The sequence below is a fragment of the Janibacter sp. Soil728 genome, assembly GCF_001428305.1.
GTDB lineage: Bacteria > Actinomycetota > Actinomycetes > Actinomycetales > Dermatophilaceae > Janibacter.
In genome coordinates this window covers 395,548-413,807 of the sequence record NZ_LMRZ01000003.1, presented here as the reverse complement: position 1 = coordinate 413,807, position 18,260 = coordinate 395,548, and the positions used below count along the sequence as shown (strand labels likewise).

Sequence of the window (18,260 nt, the reverse complement as noted above, 5' to 3'; positions counted from 1 at the left end):
ATGACCGCCATGATCGTAGGACTGCTGCTGTGCCTCGCCCTGTCAGTCGCCGTCATGAGTCTGGTCGCCATCCCTGCCAGGCGCGAGGGCCGCGAGGTCCTCACCGCGCGCGGCGAGCGCGTCGTGGTCAAGGTGCGTGAGGGGGCCGACGGCGCAGCGAGCCGCACGTCCGACCTGATCTCCAGCGCCACGTCCAAGCGGTCGGTCGACAAGGGCGCCACGCTCACCAAGGGCGCCGCCACGGACAAGCCGGTCACGCCCACCAAGCGACAGGCCTCATGAGTTCCGTGACCGACCGCACACCCGCCTTCAAGGGCCCCGTCGATCCGCGGGTCCGGCCGCAGGACGACCTCTTCGGGCACGTCAACAACCACTGGCTCGAGGCCGTGGAGATCCCGGCCGACCGGGGGCGCTACGGGGCCTTCGACGTCCTGCGTGAGCGGGCCGAGGAGGACGTGCGTGCCCTCATCGAAGACGTCGCCCAGCAGGTCGAGACGGGCGAGATCGCGGCCGACCACGTCGCCGGCAAGGTCGGCGCCCTCTACCGGTCCTTCCTCGACGAGGCCCGCGCGGACCAGCTCGGGACCGCACCGATCGCTGATCTCCTCGCAGGCGTCGACGAGGCCACGAGCGTCCCCGACCTGGTCGCCCTGACCGGCCGGCTGGCGCGCGAGGGCGTCAGTGGGTTCGTCATGCCCTTCGTCAACACCGATGACCGCGATTCGTCGCGCTATGTCCTCTATCTCGAGCAGGGCGGTCTCGGCCTGCCGGACGAGTCCTACTACCGCGACGAGCAGCACGCGGCGACGCTGACCGCCTACCGTGAGCACGTCACCCGCCTCTTCTCGCTGGCGCTCGGTCTCGACGAGGAGTCCGCTGCGCAGACTGCCGATCGCGTCGTCGACCTCGAGACCACGCTCGCCAAGGACCACTGGGACCGGGTGAGCAACCGGGACCCGGTCAAGACCTACACGCTCGTCGATGCGGCAGGGCTGACCGACCTCGCTCCCGCGATCGACTGGGGAGCCTGGGCGGCCGGACTCGGCAGCGAGGCCCCCTTCGCCGAGGTCGTCGTGCGCCAGCCAGACTTCCTGCGCGGCCTCTCCCGCACCCTGGACTCCACTGAGCTGGCGACCTGGCGCGACTGGCTGCGGCTGCGCATCGTCCAGTCCAACGCGGCCTACCTCGACGCGCGGATCGTCGACGAGGAGTTCGACTTCGTCGGGCGCACCCTCTCCGGCATACCGCAGCAGCGCGCCCGGTGGAAGCGCGGCGTCTCTCTCGTCGATGCCTCTCTCGGTGAGGCCGTCGGTGAGCTCTACGTCGCTCGGCACTTCCCGCCGGCCGCGCGCGAGCGGATGGCCGAGCTGGTGGACCACCTCGTCGAGGCCTTCCGTCGTTCCTTCGCCGCCGCCGAGTGGATGAGCGAGGCGACCCAGCAGCAGGCCATCGCCAAGCTCGAGGCCTTCACCCCCAAGGTGGGGCACCCGAGCACCTGGCGCGACTACTCCTCCGTCGAGATCCACGAGGACGACCTCGTCGGCAATGTCCGCCGGGTGGCTGCCTTCGAGGTCGACCGGGCCCTCGCCAAGCTCGGCGGGCCGGTGGACCGCGACGAGTGGTTCCTCACGCCGCAGACGGTCAACGCCTACTACAACCCCGGGCTCAACGAGATCGTCTTCCCCGCAGCGATCCTGCAACCACCCTTCTTCGATGCCGAGGGTGACGACGCCGACAACTACGGCGGCATCGGCGCCGTCATCGGGCACGAGATCGGCCACGGCTTCGACGACGCCGGCTCGACCTTCGACGGCCAGGGCAACCTGCGCGACTGGTGGACCGAGGAGGACCGCAGCGCCTTCGAGGCGCGGCGCGACGCCCTCATCGCGCAGTTCGACGGGTTGACGACGCGCAATGCGCCCGGCCACACCGTCAACGGCGCCCTGACCGTGGGTGAAAACATCGGCGACATCGGTGGCCTGGCCATCGGTCATGCCGCCTATCTCATCGCCGCCGGCGAGGCGGCACAGGCGGTCGACGAGGACGGCTTGACCGGAGAGCAGCGCTTCTTCAGCAACTGGGCCCGCGTCTGGTGCGGCGACGCCCGCCCGGAGGAGGCCGTGCGGTTGCTCGCGATCGACCCGCACAGTCCTCAGGACGTGCGCGCCAACGCCGTGCGCAACATCGACGCCTTCCATGCCGCCTTCGACACGCGTGAGGGCGACGGGATGTGGCTCGACCCGCAGCAGCGGGTCTCGCTCTTCTGAGTCCGCGATGACTCCTGAGCGGGACCGCGACGCGCGGGGGCGGGCCGAAAACGCCCGGCCCCGCGACGGGCTCGGCCGGCCCCTGCCGCACGGAAGCCCTGGCGTGGAGCGGGTCGAGGCCCGTGACCGCACACCCGACGAGGCCATCGCCGATGCCCAGGCCTACCTCGATCGCGAGATGCCCTTCCACGCCCACGAGGTCCTCGAGGAGCAGTGGAAGGGAGCGCCGGAGCCCGAGCGGGCCCTGTGGCAGGGGCTGGCCCAGCTCGCGGTCGGGCTCACCCACCAACGTCGCGGCAACACTGCGGGCGCGACAAGCGTGACGACCCGTGGCGGCGACGCCATCGCCCCGTACGTCGCCCTAGCCCCGCACGGCATCGACGTCGTGGGGCTGCTCGCCTGGGCGCGCGCCCTCGCGGCCCACCCCGAGCGCGAGGTTCCGGTGCCCTCCCTTCGCTCCTGAGGGTGGTTCGTCGCGGTCAGGTGATCCTGCGAGGATGGCCCCGTGATGGGCATCGACACACTGACCGAGTACATCGCCGTCGCCGTCGGCCTCCTGCTTCTCCTCGGAGGACTTGCAGTGGGCCTGCTACGCGGCGGAGGCGGCAAGACCAAGGAACTCCCGAAGGAGCACCGCCCCCCGGAGCGCCCCAAGGGCGCGACCGACCACCGCAGCGGCACGATCGTGCTGGACCGGCCGAGCGAGCACACCCAGTCGCAGGCCCCGCCGCAGGAGGCGAAGGGGGAGCAGCCGCCGGCCGAGCAGCAGGAGACCACCCCCGAGGCGGTGACGACGCCGGCCACGACGCCGGCAGACGAGGACTTCACCCCGCCTGCCTCGGACGAGGGCGCCGAGCGGGCCCGGACTGTTGCACCGCCGGCCGAAGCCCCCGCAGAGGCGCCCGCCGAGGTCCCGGCCGAGCCCGCGACCCCCGCTGAGCCCGAGGTCGCGGCCGAACCAGAGACCACGACCGAGCCGGAGCAGCAGCTCGACACCCCTGCTCCCACCCGCGACCGGATGCGGGCGTTGCGCTCGCGGCTGGCCCGTTCCAACGGAGCGATCGGCAAGGGCCTGCTCGCGCTGCTCTCCCAGGGCACGCTCTCCGAGGAGGACTGGGAGGAGGTCGAGGACACCCTGCTCATCGCCGACCTCGGCATGGAGCCGACGACCGAGCTCGTCGACTCCCTTCGTGCCCACGTGTCCGTCGACGGCACCACGGACCCCGAGGTCGCCAAGGACTGGCTCTACTCCGACCTGCTCGCACTCGTCGACCCGACCATGGACCGTGGCCTGGCCGCCTCACGTGTCGGCGATCGTCCGGCCTGCATCCTCGTCGTCGGGGTCAACGGCACCGGCAAGACGACGACCGTCGGCAAGCTGGCACGCGTCCTCGTGGCCAACGACCGAGACGTCCTGCTCGGTGCTGCGGACACCTTCCGCGCGGCGGCTGCCGACCAGCTCGAGACCTGGGGCGCCCGCGTGGGCGTACCCACCGTGCGCAGCGACCGCGAGGGCGCCGACCCCGCAGCCGTGGCCTTCGACGCGGTCAAGGCCGCAGCGGACGCCGAGGTCGACGTGGTGATCATCGACACCGCGGGTCGGCTGCACAACAAGGTCGGGCTCATGGACGAGCTGGCCAAGGTCAAGCGGGTCATCGAGAAGCAGACCCCGATCGACGAGGTCCTCCTCGTGCTCGACGCGACCACGGGGCAGAACGGTCTGGCCCAGGCCAAGGTCTTCGCCGAGGCCGTCGACGTCACCGGTGTCGTGCTGACCAAGCTCGACGGCACCGCCAAGGGCGGCATCGTCGTGGCCGTGCAGCGCCAGCTCGGGGTTCCGGTCAAGCTCGTGGGCCTCGGTGAGGGCCCGGACGACCTGGCTCCCTTCGTCCCGGAGGCCTTCGTCGACGCGATCGTCGGCTGATCGGCCGCACGCCTCACGCACAGGGCCCCGACCGCAGACGCGGTCGGGGCCCTGTGCGTGACTGCTGAGAGGGACTAGTTCAGCGGCTGGTTGAAGTTGAGGTAGTAGCGGGCGTCGGAGCCGACGATGACGGCCCAGACGACCTCGACGGTGACCGTCGAGGTCGTGCCGCTCTTGCCGGGGACCGGGGCGGTGCAGAAGGCCTTACGGCCAGCGACGAGCACGAGGTCGGAGGGGCAGCTGATGTCGGACTTCGTGTGGCCGTAGGCCTTCATCCCGTTGGCGATCTGCGTCTCGACCTCGTCGGCGGGGAGCTTCAGCGAGGTGTTGGTGTTGGCCTTCGACCCGGCCGGGGTCGGGGGCGCACTCGACGTGGACGGCGTGGCCGGCGGCACGGTGAACGTCGACGAGTCGCTCGAGGTCGGGGGAGTCGTCGTCTCGGAGGTCGAGGACTCGGTGGGGGACTCGGTCGTCGACGTCGATGTGGATGACGTCGTCGTGGACGATGACGACGAGTCGTCGTCCGACAGGGCGACGAGGCCGATCCCACCGCAGAGGCACAGCACGAGGACCAGCGCGATCCCGCCCACGACCCAGGCCCAGACCGGGACCCCGCCCTTGCGCGGGGGAACGCCGCCGCCGGGTGCGCCGTACGGTGCGCCGTAGGGCGTGCCGCCGGGCGGCTGCTGGCCATACGACGGCTGCTGGCCATACGGCGGCTGCTGACCGTAGGGCTGGCCGTAGGGCGGCTGGTTGTTGCTCGGTCCCTGGGGGCGCGGTCCCGGCTGCCCGGGGCCGGGGGGCGGCATGCTCATGGTTCTCCCTGCTGGTACGTCGGGAGTGGGCGCACAGGCGTTCCCCCCGGAAGTTGTGTCTGCGGCCTCACCGTATGCCACCTGGGCTGGCGGCCGCAGCCCGGGCGCGTCACAGAGGCTTAACCCACGGCCCGGGAGCGAAACACCCACGTAACCTGGAGCGCCCCGAGATGAAATGCTGCTCTCGCAGTCTGTGGCACATGAGTCCAGCCATCGCGCCCCTCGCGGCGAGCCCACCCACGATCGACCCCTCAGCGACTGCCTTCATGATCATCTGCGCGGCCCTCGTCCTGCTGATGACACCCGGCCTCGCCCTCTTCTACGGAGGGATGACGCGCGCCAAGTCCGTGCTCAACATGATGATGATGAGTTTCGGCTCCATGGGCGTCGTCGGCGTCATCTACGTCCTGTGGGGATACTCGATGTCCTTCGGCGGCTCGGACGTCGCGGGGGTGATGGCCAACCCCTTCGACGCCTTCGGCCTGCGCGGGGTGGCGAGCACCCTCGAGGGGGTGACCAAGACCGTGGGCGCCGACGGGACACCGGTGATCGATGTCTTCGGCAGCGGTGTCTACATCCCTGAGATCCTCTTTGCCGGCTTCCAGCTGACCTTCGCGATCATCACGGTCGCGCTGATCTCCGGAGCGGTCGCCGACCGCGTGAAGTTCTCCACGTGGATGGTCTTCGCCGCCGTCTGGGTGACGGTCGTCTACTTCCCCATGGCCCACATGGTCTGGGGAGGCGGCCTGCTCTCCGGTGCCGAAGGGGGGATCCCCGCGAAGCTCTTCGGCGTCACCGACGGTGCGGCCACGGTCGCCCCCATCGACTTCGCCGGTGGCACGGTCGTGCACATCAACGCCGGCATGGCCGGGCTCGTCCTCGCCCTGGTCGTCGGCAAGCGGATCGGCTTCGGGCGCACCGCGATGCGCCCCCACAACGTCCCGCTCGTCATGCTCGGCGCCGGACTGCTGTGGTTCGGGTGGTTCGGCTTCAACGCCGGCTCGGAGCTCGCAGCGGACGGGGTCGCCAGCCTCGTCTGGGTCAACACGACGGTGGCCACCTGCGCGGGCATCCTCGGCTGGTTGGCCGTGGAGAGGGTCCGTGACGGTCACGCGACGTCGATCGGCGCAGCCTCTGGTGTCGTCGCCGGGCTCGTGGCGATCACTCCGGCCTGTGGCGCGCTCTCACCGGTCGGCTCGATCGTCCTCGGGCTCGTCGCCGGTGCCCTGTCAGCCCTGGCGGTGGGGTTGAAGTTCCGCTTCGGCTACGACGACTCGCTCGACGTGGTCGGGGTCCACCTGGTCTCCGGTCTGTGGGGCACCGTCGGCGCCGGACTGCTCGCGACCGGCACCGGGCTCTTCTACGGAGGAGGCTTCGACCAGACGCTCGTCCAGGTCGTCGTCGCCCTCGCCTCGCTCATCATCTCCGGTGTGCTCACACTCGTCATCGCCCTGGCCCTCAGGGCGGCCATGGGTTGGCGCGTCGCCGATGATGTCGAGGTCGCCGGCATCGACGGCAGCGAGCACGCGGAGTCCGGGTACGACCTCGTCGCCCGAGGTGGACGCGTGGGCGTGTCCGGCGCCGGTCTGCAGCACGATGCACGTCACCACGAGGAGATCACCGAAGGAGCCACCTCATGAAGCTCGTCACCGCCATCATCAAGCCGCACCAGCTCGACGACGTCAAGGAATCGCTCGAGGCGTACGGGATCACCGGCATGACCGTGAGCGAGGCCAGCGGGTTCGGCCGCCAGCGTGGTCACAGCGAGGTGTACCGGGGAGCGGAGTACACCGTCGACTTCGTGCCGAAGATCCGTCTCGAGGTCCTCGTCGAGGACCTCGACAGCGAGGGCGTCGTCGCTGTCGTGGTGACCGCTGCCCGCACGGGGCGCATCGGCGACGGCAAGGTCTGGGTCAGCCCGATCGAGGACGTCGTGCGCGTGCGCACCGGGGAGAAGGGAGTCGAGGCGATCTGAGCCTCGGAGCCTCATGACAGCGACCGGAGACGACCTGCGGGCCACCCGCCTCGACCTCGCCGGCACCCGGGAGTTCACCCTCCCGGGCGCCGGCCCGGCCCGGCGGGCCGCCATCGCCGACGCGACCCGCGCCTGGCTGGGAGAGCTCTACGCCGGTGCCGTCGGTGAGCACGAGGGCATCGCGCTCGCGGCCGTCGGCTCCCTCGGGCGCGGGACGTCGGGCCCGCTCAGCGACCTCGATCTGGTGCTCGTCCACGACGGTCGCAGCACGAAGGGGGAGTCCCTCACCGAGATGGCCGACCGCCTCTGGTACCCGATCTGGGACTCGGGGCTCTCCCTCGACCACTCCGTGCGCTCCAGCCGCGAGTGCCGGGACATCGCCCGTCACGACCTGTCGGCTGCGGTCGGTCTGCTCGACCTGTCGCTCGTCGCGGGCGATGAGGAGCTGGTCGCCGGGGTACGGGCGACCGTCGCCCACGACTGGCGGTCGGGCGCACGGACCCGGCTGCCGCAGTTCGTCGAGTCCGTCCGCGCGCGACACCACCGGCACGGAGAGCTCAGCCAGCAGGTCGAGCCGGACCTGAAGGAGGCGCTCGGCGGCCTGCGTGATGTGACGGTGCTCGACGCCCTGACCAGGGCGTGGCTGACCGACCGCCCCCACGGGTCGGTGGGCCCGGCGCTCGAGCGGCTCCTCGACGTGCGGGACGCCCTGCACGTCGTGACCGGACGCGGGCGTGATCGTCTGCTGCGTGAGGAGCACGACGCTGTGGCGGCGCTGCTCGGCCTCGCTGATCGCGACGAGCTGCTCACCACCGTCTCCACGTCGGCTCGCACCATCGCCTGGGCGCTCGAGGCGACCATGCGACGCGCCGGCCAGAGCCAGCGGGCACGCACCCTGCGGGTCGGCCCCCGGCGCCCGACGATGACACCGCTCGGCCACGGACTCTTCGTCCACGACGGGGAAGCGGTCCTCGGCTCGACCCGGCTCGCCAGCGCCGACCCGACCCTCCCCCTTCGTGCTGCGGTGGTCGCGGCCCGTGCCGGGCTGCCGCTCTCGCCGCAGACGCTCACCAACCTCGCTGCCTGCCCCGACCCATCGCGTCCTTGGAGCCAGCAGCACCGGGACCTGCTCACGGACCTGCTCGCCGCGGGGCGAGGTCTGCCGAGCGTCTGGGAGGGCCTGGACCAGGTCGGCGTGGTCGAGCGGTGGCTGCCCGAGTGGGCGGCGGTGCGTGGCCGGCCGCAGCACCACCCGATCCATCGGCACACCGTCGAGCGACACCTCCTCGAGACGGTCTCGCAGGCCACGGTCGTCGGGCGCGATGTCGCGCGAGCCGACCTGCTCCACCTCGCAGCCCTCCTGCACGACATCGGCAAGATCGCTGGAGCCCGGGACCACTCACGCACCGGGGGCGACATCGCCGATCTCGTGCTGCGGCGATGGGGCCTGCCCGACGAGGAGCGTGCCACCGTCGTCCTGCTCGTCCGCGAGCACCTGACGCTCATCGAGACCGCCACCCGCCGGGACCTGTCGGACCCGGCGACCGTGGACTCCGTGTGCCGGCTGGTGGGGGAGGACCCGCAGACCTTCGAGCTGTTGCGGGCGCTGACGATCGCCGATGCACGCGCGGCCGGGCCCGTGGCGTGGACCGACTGGCGGGCAAGCCTGCTCGACTCCCTGACCGGACTGGTGCGAGAGCGCCTCACGGGCCGTGCGCCACACCTTCCACCGCTGGCCCCTGCACCGACCATGGACCCCACTGCCCTCGAGGACGTCACGGCCGGACGGGTGCACGTACGCGTCGAGCCCGGACCGGGGGGATGGACGGTGACCGTCCACTGCCGCGACCGGGTGGGGCTCTTCGCCGACACCGCCGGACTCCTCGCCGCCCACGGCATGACCGTGCGTCGGGCCCGGCTGGCCACCACCGAGGGCATCGCGGTGGACGAGTGGTTCGTCGAGTCCCCGGGCGGTGACGCGCCCGAGACCAGCCGGCTGGCGGCGGGGCTGACCCGGCTCGAGGCCGGCGACCGAGCCGCTCTGACGGCGCTGTCGCCACGCCGGAACGACCCGATGTCGTCGGTCGCCACCGCCGGCACCAGCGCCTTCGTCCTGCCGAGCGCCGGCAGCGGAGCCACCGTGCTCGAGGTGCGCTCGCACGACAGGGCTGGCCTGCTGCACGACCTCGGGAGGGCCCTGACGCGGGAGGGGCTGCGGATCCGCTCGGCCCACATCTCGACCTTCGCCGGGCAGACCCTCGACACCTTCTACGTCACGGATGCGCAGGGGCGCGAGCTGGCCCCAGCGGCCGTGGGACGGGCCGTCTCGGCCGTCATCGACGCCTGCGACACCGCCTGAGCACGGGCAGTGCTCGCGGGCAAGTACCCTAGGCCGGGTGTTCACCAGCCTGTCCGACCGTCTGACCGCGACCTTCAAGAACCTTCGCGGCAAGGGGCGCCTGTCCGAGTCCGACGTCAACAAGACCGTCCGCGACATCCGGATGGCCCTCATCGACGCCGATGTCGCCCTGCCCGTCGTCAAGGAGTTCACCTCCGCGGTGCGCGAGCGCGCCACCGGCGCCGAGGTGAGCGGGGCCCTCAACCCGGCCCAGCAGGTCATCAAGATCGTCAACGAGGAGCTCGTGACGATCCTCGGCGGCAACACGCGGACCATCCAGTTCGCCAAGCGTCCGCCGACCGTCATCATGCTCGCCGGCCTCCAGGGCTCCGGCAAGACGACCTTCGCCGGCAAGCTCGGCGCCTGGCTCAAGCAGCAGGGCCACACGCCCATCCTCGTCGCCGCCGACCTGCAGCGCCCCAATGCCGTCACGCAGCTCGAGGTGACCGGCCAGCGCGCTGGCGTCCCCGTCTTCGCCCCCGAGCGCGGCAACACCGGCGGTCACGACGCCGTCGTCGAGTCAGGAGAGGGCACCCGCTCCTTCGGAGACCCCGTCTCCGTCAGTCGGGCAGGCATCGCGCACGCACAGTCCCAGCTGCACGACGTCGTCATCGTCGACACCGCCGGTCGCCTGGCGGTCGACGCCGAGCTGATGCAGCAGGCCGCGGACATCCGTGCCGCGATCAACCCGGACGAGGTCCTCTTCGTCATCGACGCGATGATCGGTCAGGCCGCGGTCGAGACGGCCAGGGCCTTCGCCGAGGGTGTCGACTTCACCGGTGTCGTCCTGTCCAAGCTCGATGGTGACGCCCGCGGTGGTGCGGCCCTGTCGGTGGCCGGGACCACGGGTCGACCGATCATGTTCGCCTCCACGGGTGAGCAGACCAAGGACATCGAGGTCTTCCACCCCGACCGGATGGCCAGCCGCATCCTCGACATGGGTGACGTCCTCACCCTCATCGAGCAGGCCGAGCGCGCCTTCGAGGCCGGCGAGGCCGAGGAGATGCAGCGCAAGTTCCTCTCGGCGGAGGACTTCACCTTCGACGACTTCCTCCAGCAGATGTCAGCGCTCAAGCGCATGGGCTCGCTGAAGTCGATGCTCAAGATGATGCCCGGCATGGGCCAGATGTCGGCACAGCTGGACAACCTCGACGAGCGCGAGTTCGACCGGGTCGAGGCGATGGTGCGCTCGATGACCCCCTTCGAGCGCACGCACCCCAAGCAGATCAACGGCTCGCGCCGCTCACGCATCGCCAAGGGCGCCGGCGTGACCGTCTCCGAGATCAACCAGCTGCTCGAGCGCTTCGGCGAGGCGCAGAAGATGATGAAGCAGCTCGCCCGTGGCGGTGGCATGCCGGGGATGCCCGGGATGCCCGGCATGGGCGGTGGTCGCAAGAAGCAGACCAAGCAGGTGAAGAAGAAGGGCAAGTCCGGCAACCCGGCCAAGCGCGCTCAGCAGGAGCACGAGGCAGCGGAGCGGGCAGCAGGTCGCGGCCCGGCCGGTCCGGCGGGTGCGGCCTTCGGTGGGGGAGGCGCGGGCGGTCCGGCGGGTCCGCCTGCCGACCTCGACCCGAGCCAGCTGCCCAAGGGCTTCGAGAAGTTCCTCGGTCAGTGACCTGAGGGGAACTAGCCGATATTGCCCGTCATTCCGGGGCTGTGAAGCCCTGATGTGAGGAACGCTAGCACGCATAGCGCTCATAGTGAAGATATTGGTACGCTAGGGGTGTGGCGAAGCAACCTGAAGAACCCGGTCTGACGCTCGAGGCTGCCCTCGAGCTGGTGGAGTTCTGGTTGGTGCACCTGCGGGGCATGGGCAAGTCGGACAACACGCTGGTGACCTACCGGCGCGGCGTCGACCAGTTCCTCGAGTTCTGCCGCACCCACGGTCACGATGAGCCGATCCGCCGGCGCGTGCTGTCCGCCTGGCTGGCCTACCTGCGAGACGAGCAGGGGCTGCAGGGGTATACCGCGCGATCTCGGCTGACCGCCGTTCGACAGTTCACCAAGTGGCTGCTGGACGAGGACGAGATCGACAGCAACCCTTTTGTGGACATGCCGCAGCCTGCCGTTGACGAGAAGCTTGTCGAGCCGCTGACGGATGAGCAGATCGCCGCCATGATCGCCGCCTGCCAGACGCCGAAGGGGGCCGGGGCCGAGCGCGCCTACATCGACGTGCGCGACCTGGCGATGATTCATGTACTGGCAGAGACGGGCATGCGTGCGGGGGAGTTGCTGGGGCTCGATGTTGCCGACGTGCATTGGAAGGACAACCCGCCCGGCCTGAGCATTACGAGGACGAAGACACGACAGGGCCGCACGGTCCCGCTGTCCCCACAGGCTGCCGCACGGCTGGGCAAGTACGTGCGCGCCCGCCAGAGGCACAAGGACTCGACCACCTCGACATTCTGGCTGGCTGCCCGTGGTGGCCCACTGCAATACGCCGGGCTGTACGACGCGCTGGGCAAGCGCGCGGAGGCCGCAGGCGTGCAGGGATTCCACCCACACCGCATGCGCCACACCGCAGCCCATCGCTGGCTGGCCAAGGGCGGGTCCGAGGGCGGTCTCATGTCGGTGGCTGGCTGGCGATCACCGCAAATGCTCATGCGATACACCAAGGCGCAGGCGTCCGCTCGTGCCGCCGACGAAGCCAAGCGATTGAACCTGGGGGAGCTGTGAATCTGTGGGACGAGCTCATGGGCGAAGAGATCGCGTCAGAGCCGGCACCTCCGGGGAGTCCGATCCGATGCCGCTGCGGCCGCAGAATTGGAGTCGAGACCGGGGTCTTGGTGTGGACGGCTGGCTATGACCATTCGCCGGCGGGCGCTGCCGACATCGTGTTTTCGACCGCGTTGGAGGATTTCGAGGTGGCGGCACGGGCCGAAGATGCCGAGACGGTGGCGACCATTCTCGAGTTCACGCGCCGAGCCAACGCCCGACGTGATGGCGACCTGTCGGCGTTAGCTGCAGTATTGCCGCGACTGAGAGTGCCTGCCCGGGCGATGTCGTCCGAGCAGTTGCAGGCTGAGCCCGGTGTCGATGCCCACCGAGCTGGGGGGCCGTGGGCTCCAATGGGCTGCGGCACCTGTCGCACGATTTTCGATGCGCGCCAAGTGGTGGGCGTCGGACGACGCAACAGACGTGGCGAACTGCTGGCGGACCGGCCCGTGAGTGTCTCGAGCACGATCTACAGGGTTCCTGAGAGTGGACTGTCTGGGCGTGTCTCGATGTACCGGCGTCTGAGCGCAGTGCTACCCTGAAGGCACAGCGCGTCGTAAGACGACGAAACACACCTGTGAAGTAGCGCACGCAGGCTTTCCCTTAGGAGAGCCGTCGTGCGCTTTGACGTTTCTGACGCAGAACGAAGGTTGGCCGCCTCGATGGCGGCCGACATGTCCTGGGCCAACACCGAGGACCGTTCTGCCCGCACTGCACCCGCCCGCCGTGCCCTCGATGCGAAGTTCCTCGAGCAGGCCGGGGGAGACCCCCAGCGGGCCAAGAGCCTGCGCAGCGCTCACTTCAAGCGGCTGGCGCTGAAGTCGGCACAGTCCCGACGTCGTGCCCGCGAGGCCACCGAGGCTGCAGTTGCCGCCGAGACCGAGCTGCGGTCCCTGGCCGGTGGTCTCATTGCCTGAGCAGACAAGCGAACGCCCCCCGGTGTGGGTCCGAGGGGACGTCCAGAAGATCAACGGGCCAACGCGATCTGAGTCCAGTCTAGGCGCACTCGATGCTTCCCTGCAGCGGTCTGACATGGCGCTGCTCGTCGTCACCGGCCTGCGTAACGGCGGTGTGCGTCGCAAGGTCGTGTTCACGATCGCGGCCGCCATGCGCGCGCTCGACCTGGCCGCCAAGCGTGGTGTGCCGGCGTCGGTCGCCTTGGTGCAGCTGCAGCCCGTGGGCCACGTCGACCTCGACGGCGAAGGGGGTCAGCATGAATGACCCCCTCGACGTGCACGAGCTCATGCCTGCCGAGCAGTGGCACCACTACGTCGACGCGTGGTGCGCCGGCTGGACGATCGGCGTGGAAGAGGGCCGGCGCCGCGCTGACGCTGAGGCATCCGCTGCTCATCGTGCGGCCGCCGATGTCGTCACCGCGATGATCCGTGTCCCCGAGGTCGACCCTGCCGAGGCCGCCGCCCGTCGTGCGCGTATCGACGCCCGGTTCGGCGAAGGGGGTGCAGCATGAGCGAGACCCCCAAGAAGAAGTCCGCGGCCGCGCTGCTGACCGAGATCGCTCGTGATCGCTACGAGTTCGGTGTCTCAGAGACGGGCCACTGTTACGCGCTGCCCCTGTTCGGTCCCCGCGTCATGGTGATGCTCACCGGCAAGGGCGGATCGCTGCGGGCCGAGCTGGCAGCGGCCTACCTCGACGAGCACGGATCGCCCCCACCGCAGCAGGCATTGCAGGACGCCATGCAGGCGCTGCAGGGTCTGGCGCTGCGCGCGACCGCGCGGGCGCTGGCGTTGCGGGTGGCCGACTATGACGATCAGTTGTGGCTTGACCTGGGCGACGACACGGGCCAGCTGGTGCGCATCGGTGCCAACGGTTGGGAGATCGTCGACGAGGCGCCCGTGCTGCATCGTCGGACGGCTCTCACCGCCCCGCTGGCCCGTCCGGTTGCCCAAGGTGATCTGTCGCGTCTGTGGTCGCTGCTGAATGTGGCGCCGGCCGACCGGGCGGTGCTGACCGCGTTCATGGTGGCGTCGCTCATGCCGGACATCCCGCACCCGATCTTGCTGCTGACTGGCGAGCAGGGTTCGGGCAAGAGCACCGCGGCGAAGATCATTGCCTCGATCGTCGACGCGTCCACGGTGCCGCTGCGCAAGCCACCACGCGATCTGGACTCGTGGACGACTGCCGCGTTTGGGTCTCACGTCGTGGCCGTGGACAACCTCTCGGTGCTGCCTGACTGGCTCAGTGACGCTCTGTGCCGTGCCGCCACGGGTGACGGTGACGTCAAGCGGTCCCTGTTCACCGATGGTGACCTGTTCGTCTTCCAGTTCAAGCGCGTGGTGATCCTCAACGGCATCGACGTGGGCTCGGTGCGCGATGACCTGGCCGACCGGCTCGTGACCGTGGACCTGCATCGGATCGAAGAGACCGACCGGGCCCGAGACGATGACCTGACCCAGCGGTGGCAGGACGCGCTGCCCGACATTCTCGGTGGACTGCTGGACCTGACGACTCGGGTGCTCGAGGTGCTGCCGACGATCAGGCTCGAGCGCGCGCCCCGCATGGCCGACTTCGCTCACGTCCTCGCAGCCGTCGACCTCATCCAAGGCTCGGACGGGCTAGGTCGCTACCGGGACCAGGCCGGCGCGCTGGCGTCCGACGCGGTGGCGAGCACCCCCGTGTTGGCTGCCCTGACAGGAGCCGTGACCTCACCGTGGCGCGGTGCATCCGCAGAGCTGCTGGAGTTGCTCGAGGCGACTCTCGGGGACACCCGTCCGCCCAAGGGCTGGCCGTCTGGCGCTCGTGCCCTCACGTCGGAGCTGAAGCGTCGCGCACCCTCCCTTCGCAAGGTCGGATGGTCTGTCGAACTGACTGACGAGAAGACGAAGCGCGGCCAGGTCTGGGAGATCTCACCGCCGACCCCAAAGGGTGACGAGACGGGTGACGAAACGGTGACGAGAAGTGCCGCGGCGGATTCCGTCACCCTCTCGTCACCACTTTCGTCACCGCCTGTCGACCTAGAGCCGGGCGGAAGTCCTCCAAAAGGTGACGAGGTGACGAGAAAACCCCCCAATCTCTCGGTCTTCAACTTGGAAGAAATAGAGGGCAGTAGGGGCACAACCAGAGAAGAGGCGTTTTCGTCGTCACTTCGTCACCCCGAGTGCCCCAGACACGGTTGGGCGCTTGCCCCCGACCGCTGCATGACCTGCGAAGAGCTGACCAAGGAGAGGACCGCATGACGCACCCGAACCAACGAGACGCACCCCTGACCCACATCACCGAGCACGGCAACGGACAGGTCATCCTGCACATCGTCTGTCCCCACTGCGGGCGCGCTCACTCACACGGGGGCGGTCGTGACCTGAGCATCGCCCGTGACTTCCTGGGGCACCGCGCGAGCAGCTGTACCGCGCTGCACGGGTACGTGCTCACCGACCCTGACGGGCTGCTGCCATGACCGCTCGTGCTGACCTCGACCGCGCACTACTCAACCTCGCAGCCAATGGCCGGCGCGTGAGGTGCGCTGAGCCTGCGGACCACACGTGGTGGACATCCGACGATGACGCAGACCGAGCCCGAGCCGCTGTGCTGTGCCAGGGCTGCCCCGTCGCGCAGGTCTGCCGGGCGGCTGGCGACGACAGCGAAGAGGTAGGCGTCTACGGGGGCATCGACAGGGGCATGACCCCACCGAAGCGCAGGAAGAGGGCGGCATGACGGGCGCGACCCTGCGAGCCGCCGCCGCGATCATCGAGGCCGCTGCTGCCCGTGGCGGTCACGCGCACTGGACACGCATCGCTGAGGCGCTGCACGCCCTGGCCGACGAGATGGCCCACCCAGAAGACACCCACAAGGAAACGAAGGAGACCGACCAATGAGCCTCAGCCATGACCTAGGCGAACTCAGCGACAACGACCGCACCAGACGGGAGCGCCACACCGCAGCACGAGCAGCAATCCAAGAGCTCATGCGCAACGGCACCGCGCAGCCCCCCGAGTCCGTGGTGGAAGCGCTGCGATCTCGCCGCGACGGCACACGGATCGGCACCACCCAAGGCGAGACCTTCGAGAACATCGCGGGCCACACCAACCAGGCCGACCACATCACCAGCACCTACACGCCGCTCAGCGGCAGAGAAGAGAACTGACCATGAGCAACCTCCAGCGCAAGACCGCACCCGACCGCGCACGCAAGATCGCGGGTGACCTGCAGGCAGTAGGCGTGGACCTGCCCAGCAGTGTCGTCACCGCTCTCGCACACCTCGACGTCGTGGAGAAGATGCGACCGCAGCGCGCCGACGCGAAGGCCCTCGCGCAGGCATACGCCACGGCCGACACCAAGGCCGTCGACCGCGTAGCCCTCGACCTCGCCACCATCACCGACCGCCTCGAGGCATGGACCGAGGGCCGCATCCTCGCCGGCATCGCAGTCCTTGCCGACATCCGGGCCAACGGTGACGACCTCGTGACCGCCCTGGCCGCTGTGGCTGAGCCGCTCATGGCCGCAGTCACGCAGGCCGCAGCCGTGGAAACCCACGACCTGAACGTGCTGATCCGCAACGGCCGAGGTGAGGAGGCCGAGGGCGTCGCACGGCTCGACATCAACGCCACCGACCTTGCAGCCATGTACGCCCTGCGAGGCATGGTCACCGCAGGTGCTGAGTACGCAGTCAGTGGCTGGGACTGTGGAACGTGGAGCGACCCGCGCCCCGTGCGCCAAGCACTGACCATGCGTCCCGCGACCGGACCTGTCGACCTGTTCGTGCGAGGCGTGCGAGCCGGTGCTCAGCTGTGGTTCCCCACCCCAGCGCAGGCACAGGCCGCGGCTACCGAGGTCCACGCTGCCGAGCGGGCCAAGGCGTCAGCGGCTGCTGACTCGGCGTGGTCGGAGACGACCGGCGCCAAGCGTGGATCACTGATGAGCAGCTAGACCCCCATGACTTGCCGGTGTGGCGTCAACGTCCCGCGGATGGTGGCTCGTGATGTCGCCTCCCTAGGTCCGCGAACGATGGGTGCGAGTGGGTGCCATGAATGGCAATCCTTTCTCCCGCCAAGACCACCCAGCGCCACACCGGCTCCCCCTGTTCAACCCCCTGCAGCACTCACCCAACGCCCAAGGAGGGCACATGTCCAAGCAGTTGCACGCCGAGCTGATCGCAGCCGGCATCACCATTCCCGCACCCGTGACCACGGCATCCGGCACCCTAGCCACGTTCGAGGATCGACAGCCACAGCCCACAGACAGCGACGCAGTGGCAGACAGCTACGGATCAGGCGCCGACGACGCGACGGTGCAGGCCGTAGCGCTGGCCAAGCTCGCCCAGTCCTCGATGCTCACAGGTCACCGCATCGCAGCGCAGCGATACGAGCGAGCCCTGACTGCTGCCATCAACGCGCAGGCCGCGACGATCAACGCCGCCCTGGACAGCAAGATCGAGGCGCTCGACCCGCTCAACTCTGCAGACAACGAGCAGCGTGCGCACCTCGCAGCCCTGAAGGCGCGCGTCACCGGCTGACCTCGACGGGGCGAGAGGCAACGCGCGAGCACACCTCTCGCCCCGCGCGATGGTGGGGGGCCACCCCCTCGTCGTCCTGACGGCACCCTCTGGGATAGGGCTTTACCCCCCATTCCTCTTTTCCACGTGGGGCGGAACCGCACGAATGGCCCTGCATCCCGCCTGTGGTGGGGATCAATCGCTTCAACAGGTCCGGCAAGTGCTACGTCTGAACAGAACGAAGGTGGTGAAAGCGTGTCCCGAGGTCATGGACGATGGCAGCGGCTGATCCTCGAGGCCGTGCGCACCGCTGACGACGGCGTGGTGCTGACCAGCTGCGAGGACACCGAGGCCGAGCAGGTTTCGATACGTCGCGCGGCTCATTCGCTCGAGCGATCCGGGCGCATTGCCCTGTCCAGCGAGGTCATCGACGGACGACGTCGGCTGGTCGCATCTACCCCGCGTAGATGAGCCCGACGGTCGCAGCGACGAGCCCGAGGGTCGCAACAACCAGGGCCCACGTCGCCACCCATAGCCGCTGGGATGCCCGCCGCTCAGACTCCATTCGGGATTCTGCTAGCCACACATCAAGGTGCGCCTGCGCCCCCCACGAGACGTTCTTGCCGCCGATCTCTAGTAGCAGCTTGCCGATGCGCTCGTGGTCCTCCGAGCTGATCAGATCGACCTTCTCCCTGCCATCTCGTGCCATGTGCGGGACG

The 18,260-nt window shown here is 69.5% G+C and carries 21 protein-coding genes; 19 read left to right on the top strand and 2 right to left on the bottom strand.

Annotation, left to right across the window (positions count from 1 at the left end; all coding sequences use genetic code 11):
• From ASG73_RS06155 to ftsY, 4 genes are read left to right on the top strand one after another with little or no spacing between them, the layout of a single operon-like run.
• On the top strand, nucleotides 1-282 hold the full coding sequence (locus ASG73_RS06155; protein ID WP_055992383.1) for a hypothetical protein: 282 nt from the start codon (nucleotides 1-3) through the stop codon (nucleotides 280-282).
• The gene (locus ASG73_RS06150; protein ID WP_055992380.1) at nucleotides 279-2,267 is read left to right on the top strand and encodes a M13 family metallopeptidase; all 1,989 of its coding nucleotides are present in this window, start codon (nucleotides 279-281) and stop codon (nucleotides 2,265-2,267) included. The genes ASG73_RS06155 and ASG73_RS06150 overlap by 4 nt, the downstream gene beginning before the upstream one ends.
• A 7-nt stretch (nucleotides 2,268-2,274) precedes the next feature.
• Nucleotides 2,275-2,730, top strand: coding sequence for a DUF309 domain-containing protein (locus ASG73_RS06145; protein ID WP_055992377.1), 456 nt, complete (start codon nucleotides 2,275-2,277; stop codon nucleotides 2,728-2,730).
• Nucleotides 2,731-2,775: 45 nt separating this feature from the next.
• Nucleotides 2,776-4,191: a signal recognition particle-docking protein FtsY gene (ftsY, locus tag ASG73_RS06140; protein WP_055992374.1), complete on the top strand. Its 1,416-nt coding sequence runs from the start codon at nucleotides 2,776-2,778 to the stop codon at nucleotides 4,189-4,191.
• 74 nt (nucleotides 4,192-4,265) lie between these two features.
• Here ftsY and ASG73_RS17840 read toward each other — a convergent pair whose 3' ends face one another.
• Nucleotides 4,266-5,006, bottom strand: coding sequence for a DUF4333 domain-containing protein (locus ASG73_RS17840; RefSeq protein WP_055992371.1), 741 nt, complete (start codon nucleotides 5,004-5,006; stop codon nucleotides 4,266-4,268).
• Nucleotides 5,007-5,206: 200 nt separating this feature from the next.
• Here ASG73_RS17840 and ASG73_RS06130 point away from each other — a divergent pair, with 200 nt between their 5' ends.
• From ASG73_RS06130 to ASG73_RS06070, 15 genes are all read left to right on the top strand, one after another.
• On the top strand, nucleotides 5,207-6,646 hold the full coding sequence (locus ASG73_RS06130; protein WP_055992368.1) for an ammonium transporter: 1,440 nt from the start codon (nucleotides 5,207-5,209) through the stop codon (nucleotides 6,644-6,646).
• The gene (locus tag ASG73_RS06125) at nucleotides 6,643-6,981 is read left to right on the top strand and encodes a P-II family nitrogen regulator (protein WP_055992365.1); all 339 of its coding nucleotides are present in this window, start codon (nucleotides 6,643-6,645) and stop codon (nucleotides 6,979-6,981) included. The genes ASG73_RS06130 and ASG73_RS06125 overlap by 4 nt, the downstream gene beginning before the upstream one ends.
• A gap of 13 nt (nucleotides 6,982-6,994) precedes the next feature.
• Nucleotides 6,995-9,340, top strand: a complete 2,346-nt coding sequence (locus ASG73_RS06120; protein ID WP_055992362.1) for a [protein-PII] uridylyltransferase — start codon at nucleotides 6,995-6,997, stop codon at nucleotides 9,338-9,340.
• A 37-nt stretch (nucleotides 9,341-9,377) separates the two neighbouring features.
• Nucleotides 9,378-10,994 (top strand): signal recognition particle protein, encoded by a 1,617-nt coding sequence (gene ffh / locus ASG73_RS06115; protein WP_055992358.1) that lies wholly within the window; start codon nucleotides 9,378-9,380, stop codon nucleotides 10,992-10,994.
• Between the two features lie 110 nt (nucleotides 10,995-11,104).
• Nucleotides 11,105-12,055, top strand: a complete 951-nt coding sequence (locus ASG73_RS06110; RefSeq protein WP_055992355.1) for a tyrosine-type recombinase/integrase — start codon at nucleotides 11,105-11,107, stop codon at nucleotides 12,053-12,055.
• A 656-nt stretch (nucleotides 12,056-12,711) separates the two neighbouring features.
• Complete coding sequence (locus ASG73_RS06105; RefSeq protein WP_235499372.1) at nucleotides 12,712-13,011, top strand: hypothetical protein; 300 nt, start codon at nucleotides 12,712-12,714, stop codon at nucleotides 13,009-13,011.
• 115 nt (nucleotides 13,012-13,126) lie between these two features.
• A complete protein-coding gene (locus tag ASG73_RS06100) occupies nucleotides 13,127-13,315 on the top strand; it encodes a hypothetical protein (RefSeq protein WP_055992349.1) in 189 nt (62 codons plus the stop codon).
• A complete protein-coding gene (locus ASG73_RS06095) occupies nucleotides 13,308-13,562 on the top strand; it encodes a hypothetical protein (protein ID WP_055992346.1) in 255 nt (84 codons plus the stop codon). Before ASG73_RS06100 ends, ASG73_RS06095 begins: the two co-directional genes overlap by 8 nt.
• Nucleotides 13,559-15,289, top strand: a complete 1,731-nt coding sequence (locus ASG73_RS06090) for a hypothetical protein (protein ID WP_055992343.1) — start codon at nucleotides 13,559-13,561, stop codon at nucleotides 15,287-15,289. The genes ASG73_RS06095 and ASG73_RS06090 overlap by 4 nt, the downstream gene beginning before the upstream one ends.
• Complete coding sequence (locus tag ASG73_RS06085) at nucleotides 15,286-15,507, top strand: hypothetical protein (protein WP_055992340.1); 222 nt, start codon at nucleotides 15,286-15,288, stop codon at nucleotides 15,505-15,507. The genes ASG73_RS06090 and ASG73_RS06085 overlap by 4 nt, the downstream gene beginning before the upstream one ends.
• On the top strand, nucleotides 15,504-15,764 hold the full coding sequence (locus tag ASG73_RS18615; protein WP_082567040.1) for a WhiB family transcriptional regulator: 261 nt from the start codon (nucleotides 15,504-15,506) through the stop codon (nucleotides 15,762-15,764). The genes ASG73_RS06085 and ASG73_RS18615 overlap by 4 nt, the downstream gene beginning before the upstream one ends.
• Nucleotides 15,761-15,925 (top strand): hypothetical protein, encoded by a 165-nt coding sequence (locus ASG73_RS17835; RefSeq protein ID WP_156466162.1) that lies wholly within the window; start codon nucleotides 15,761-15,763, stop codon nucleotides 15,923-15,925. Before ASG73_RS18615 ends, ASG73_RS17835 begins: the two co-directional genes overlap by 4 nt.
• Nucleotides 15,922-16,194, top strand: a complete 273-nt coding sequence (locus ASG73_RS06080) for a hypothetical protein (RefSeq protein ID WP_156466161.1) — start codon at nucleotides 15,922-15,924, stop codon at nucleotides 16,192-16,194. The genes ASG73_RS17835 and ASG73_RS06080 overlap by 4 nt, the downstream gene beginning before the upstream one ends.
• Nucleotides 16,195-16,196: 2 nt before the next feature.
• Nucleotides 16,197-16,976, top strand: coding sequence for a hypothetical protein (locus tag ASG73_RS06075; protein WP_055992334.1), 780 nt, complete (start codon nucleotides 16,197-16,199; stop codon nucleotides 16,974-16,976).
• A 196-nt stretch (nucleotides 16,977-17,172) separates the two neighbouring features.
• A complete protein-coding gene (locus ASG73_RS06070; protein ID WP_055992331.1) occupies nucleotides 17,173-17,562 on the top strand; it encodes a hypothetical protein in 390 nt (129 codons plus the stop codon).
• 433 nt (nucleotides 17,563-17,995) lie between these two features.
• Here ASG73_RS06070 and ASG73_RS06065 read toward each other — a convergent pair whose 3' ends face one another.
• Complete coding sequence (locus ASG73_RS06065) at nucleotides 17,996-18,250, bottom strand: hypothetical protein (RefSeq protein ID WP_055992328.1); 255 nt, start codon at nucleotides 18,248-18,250, stop codon at nucleotides 17,996-17,998.
• Between the last annotated feature and the right edge of the window lie 10 nt (nucleotides 18,251-18,260).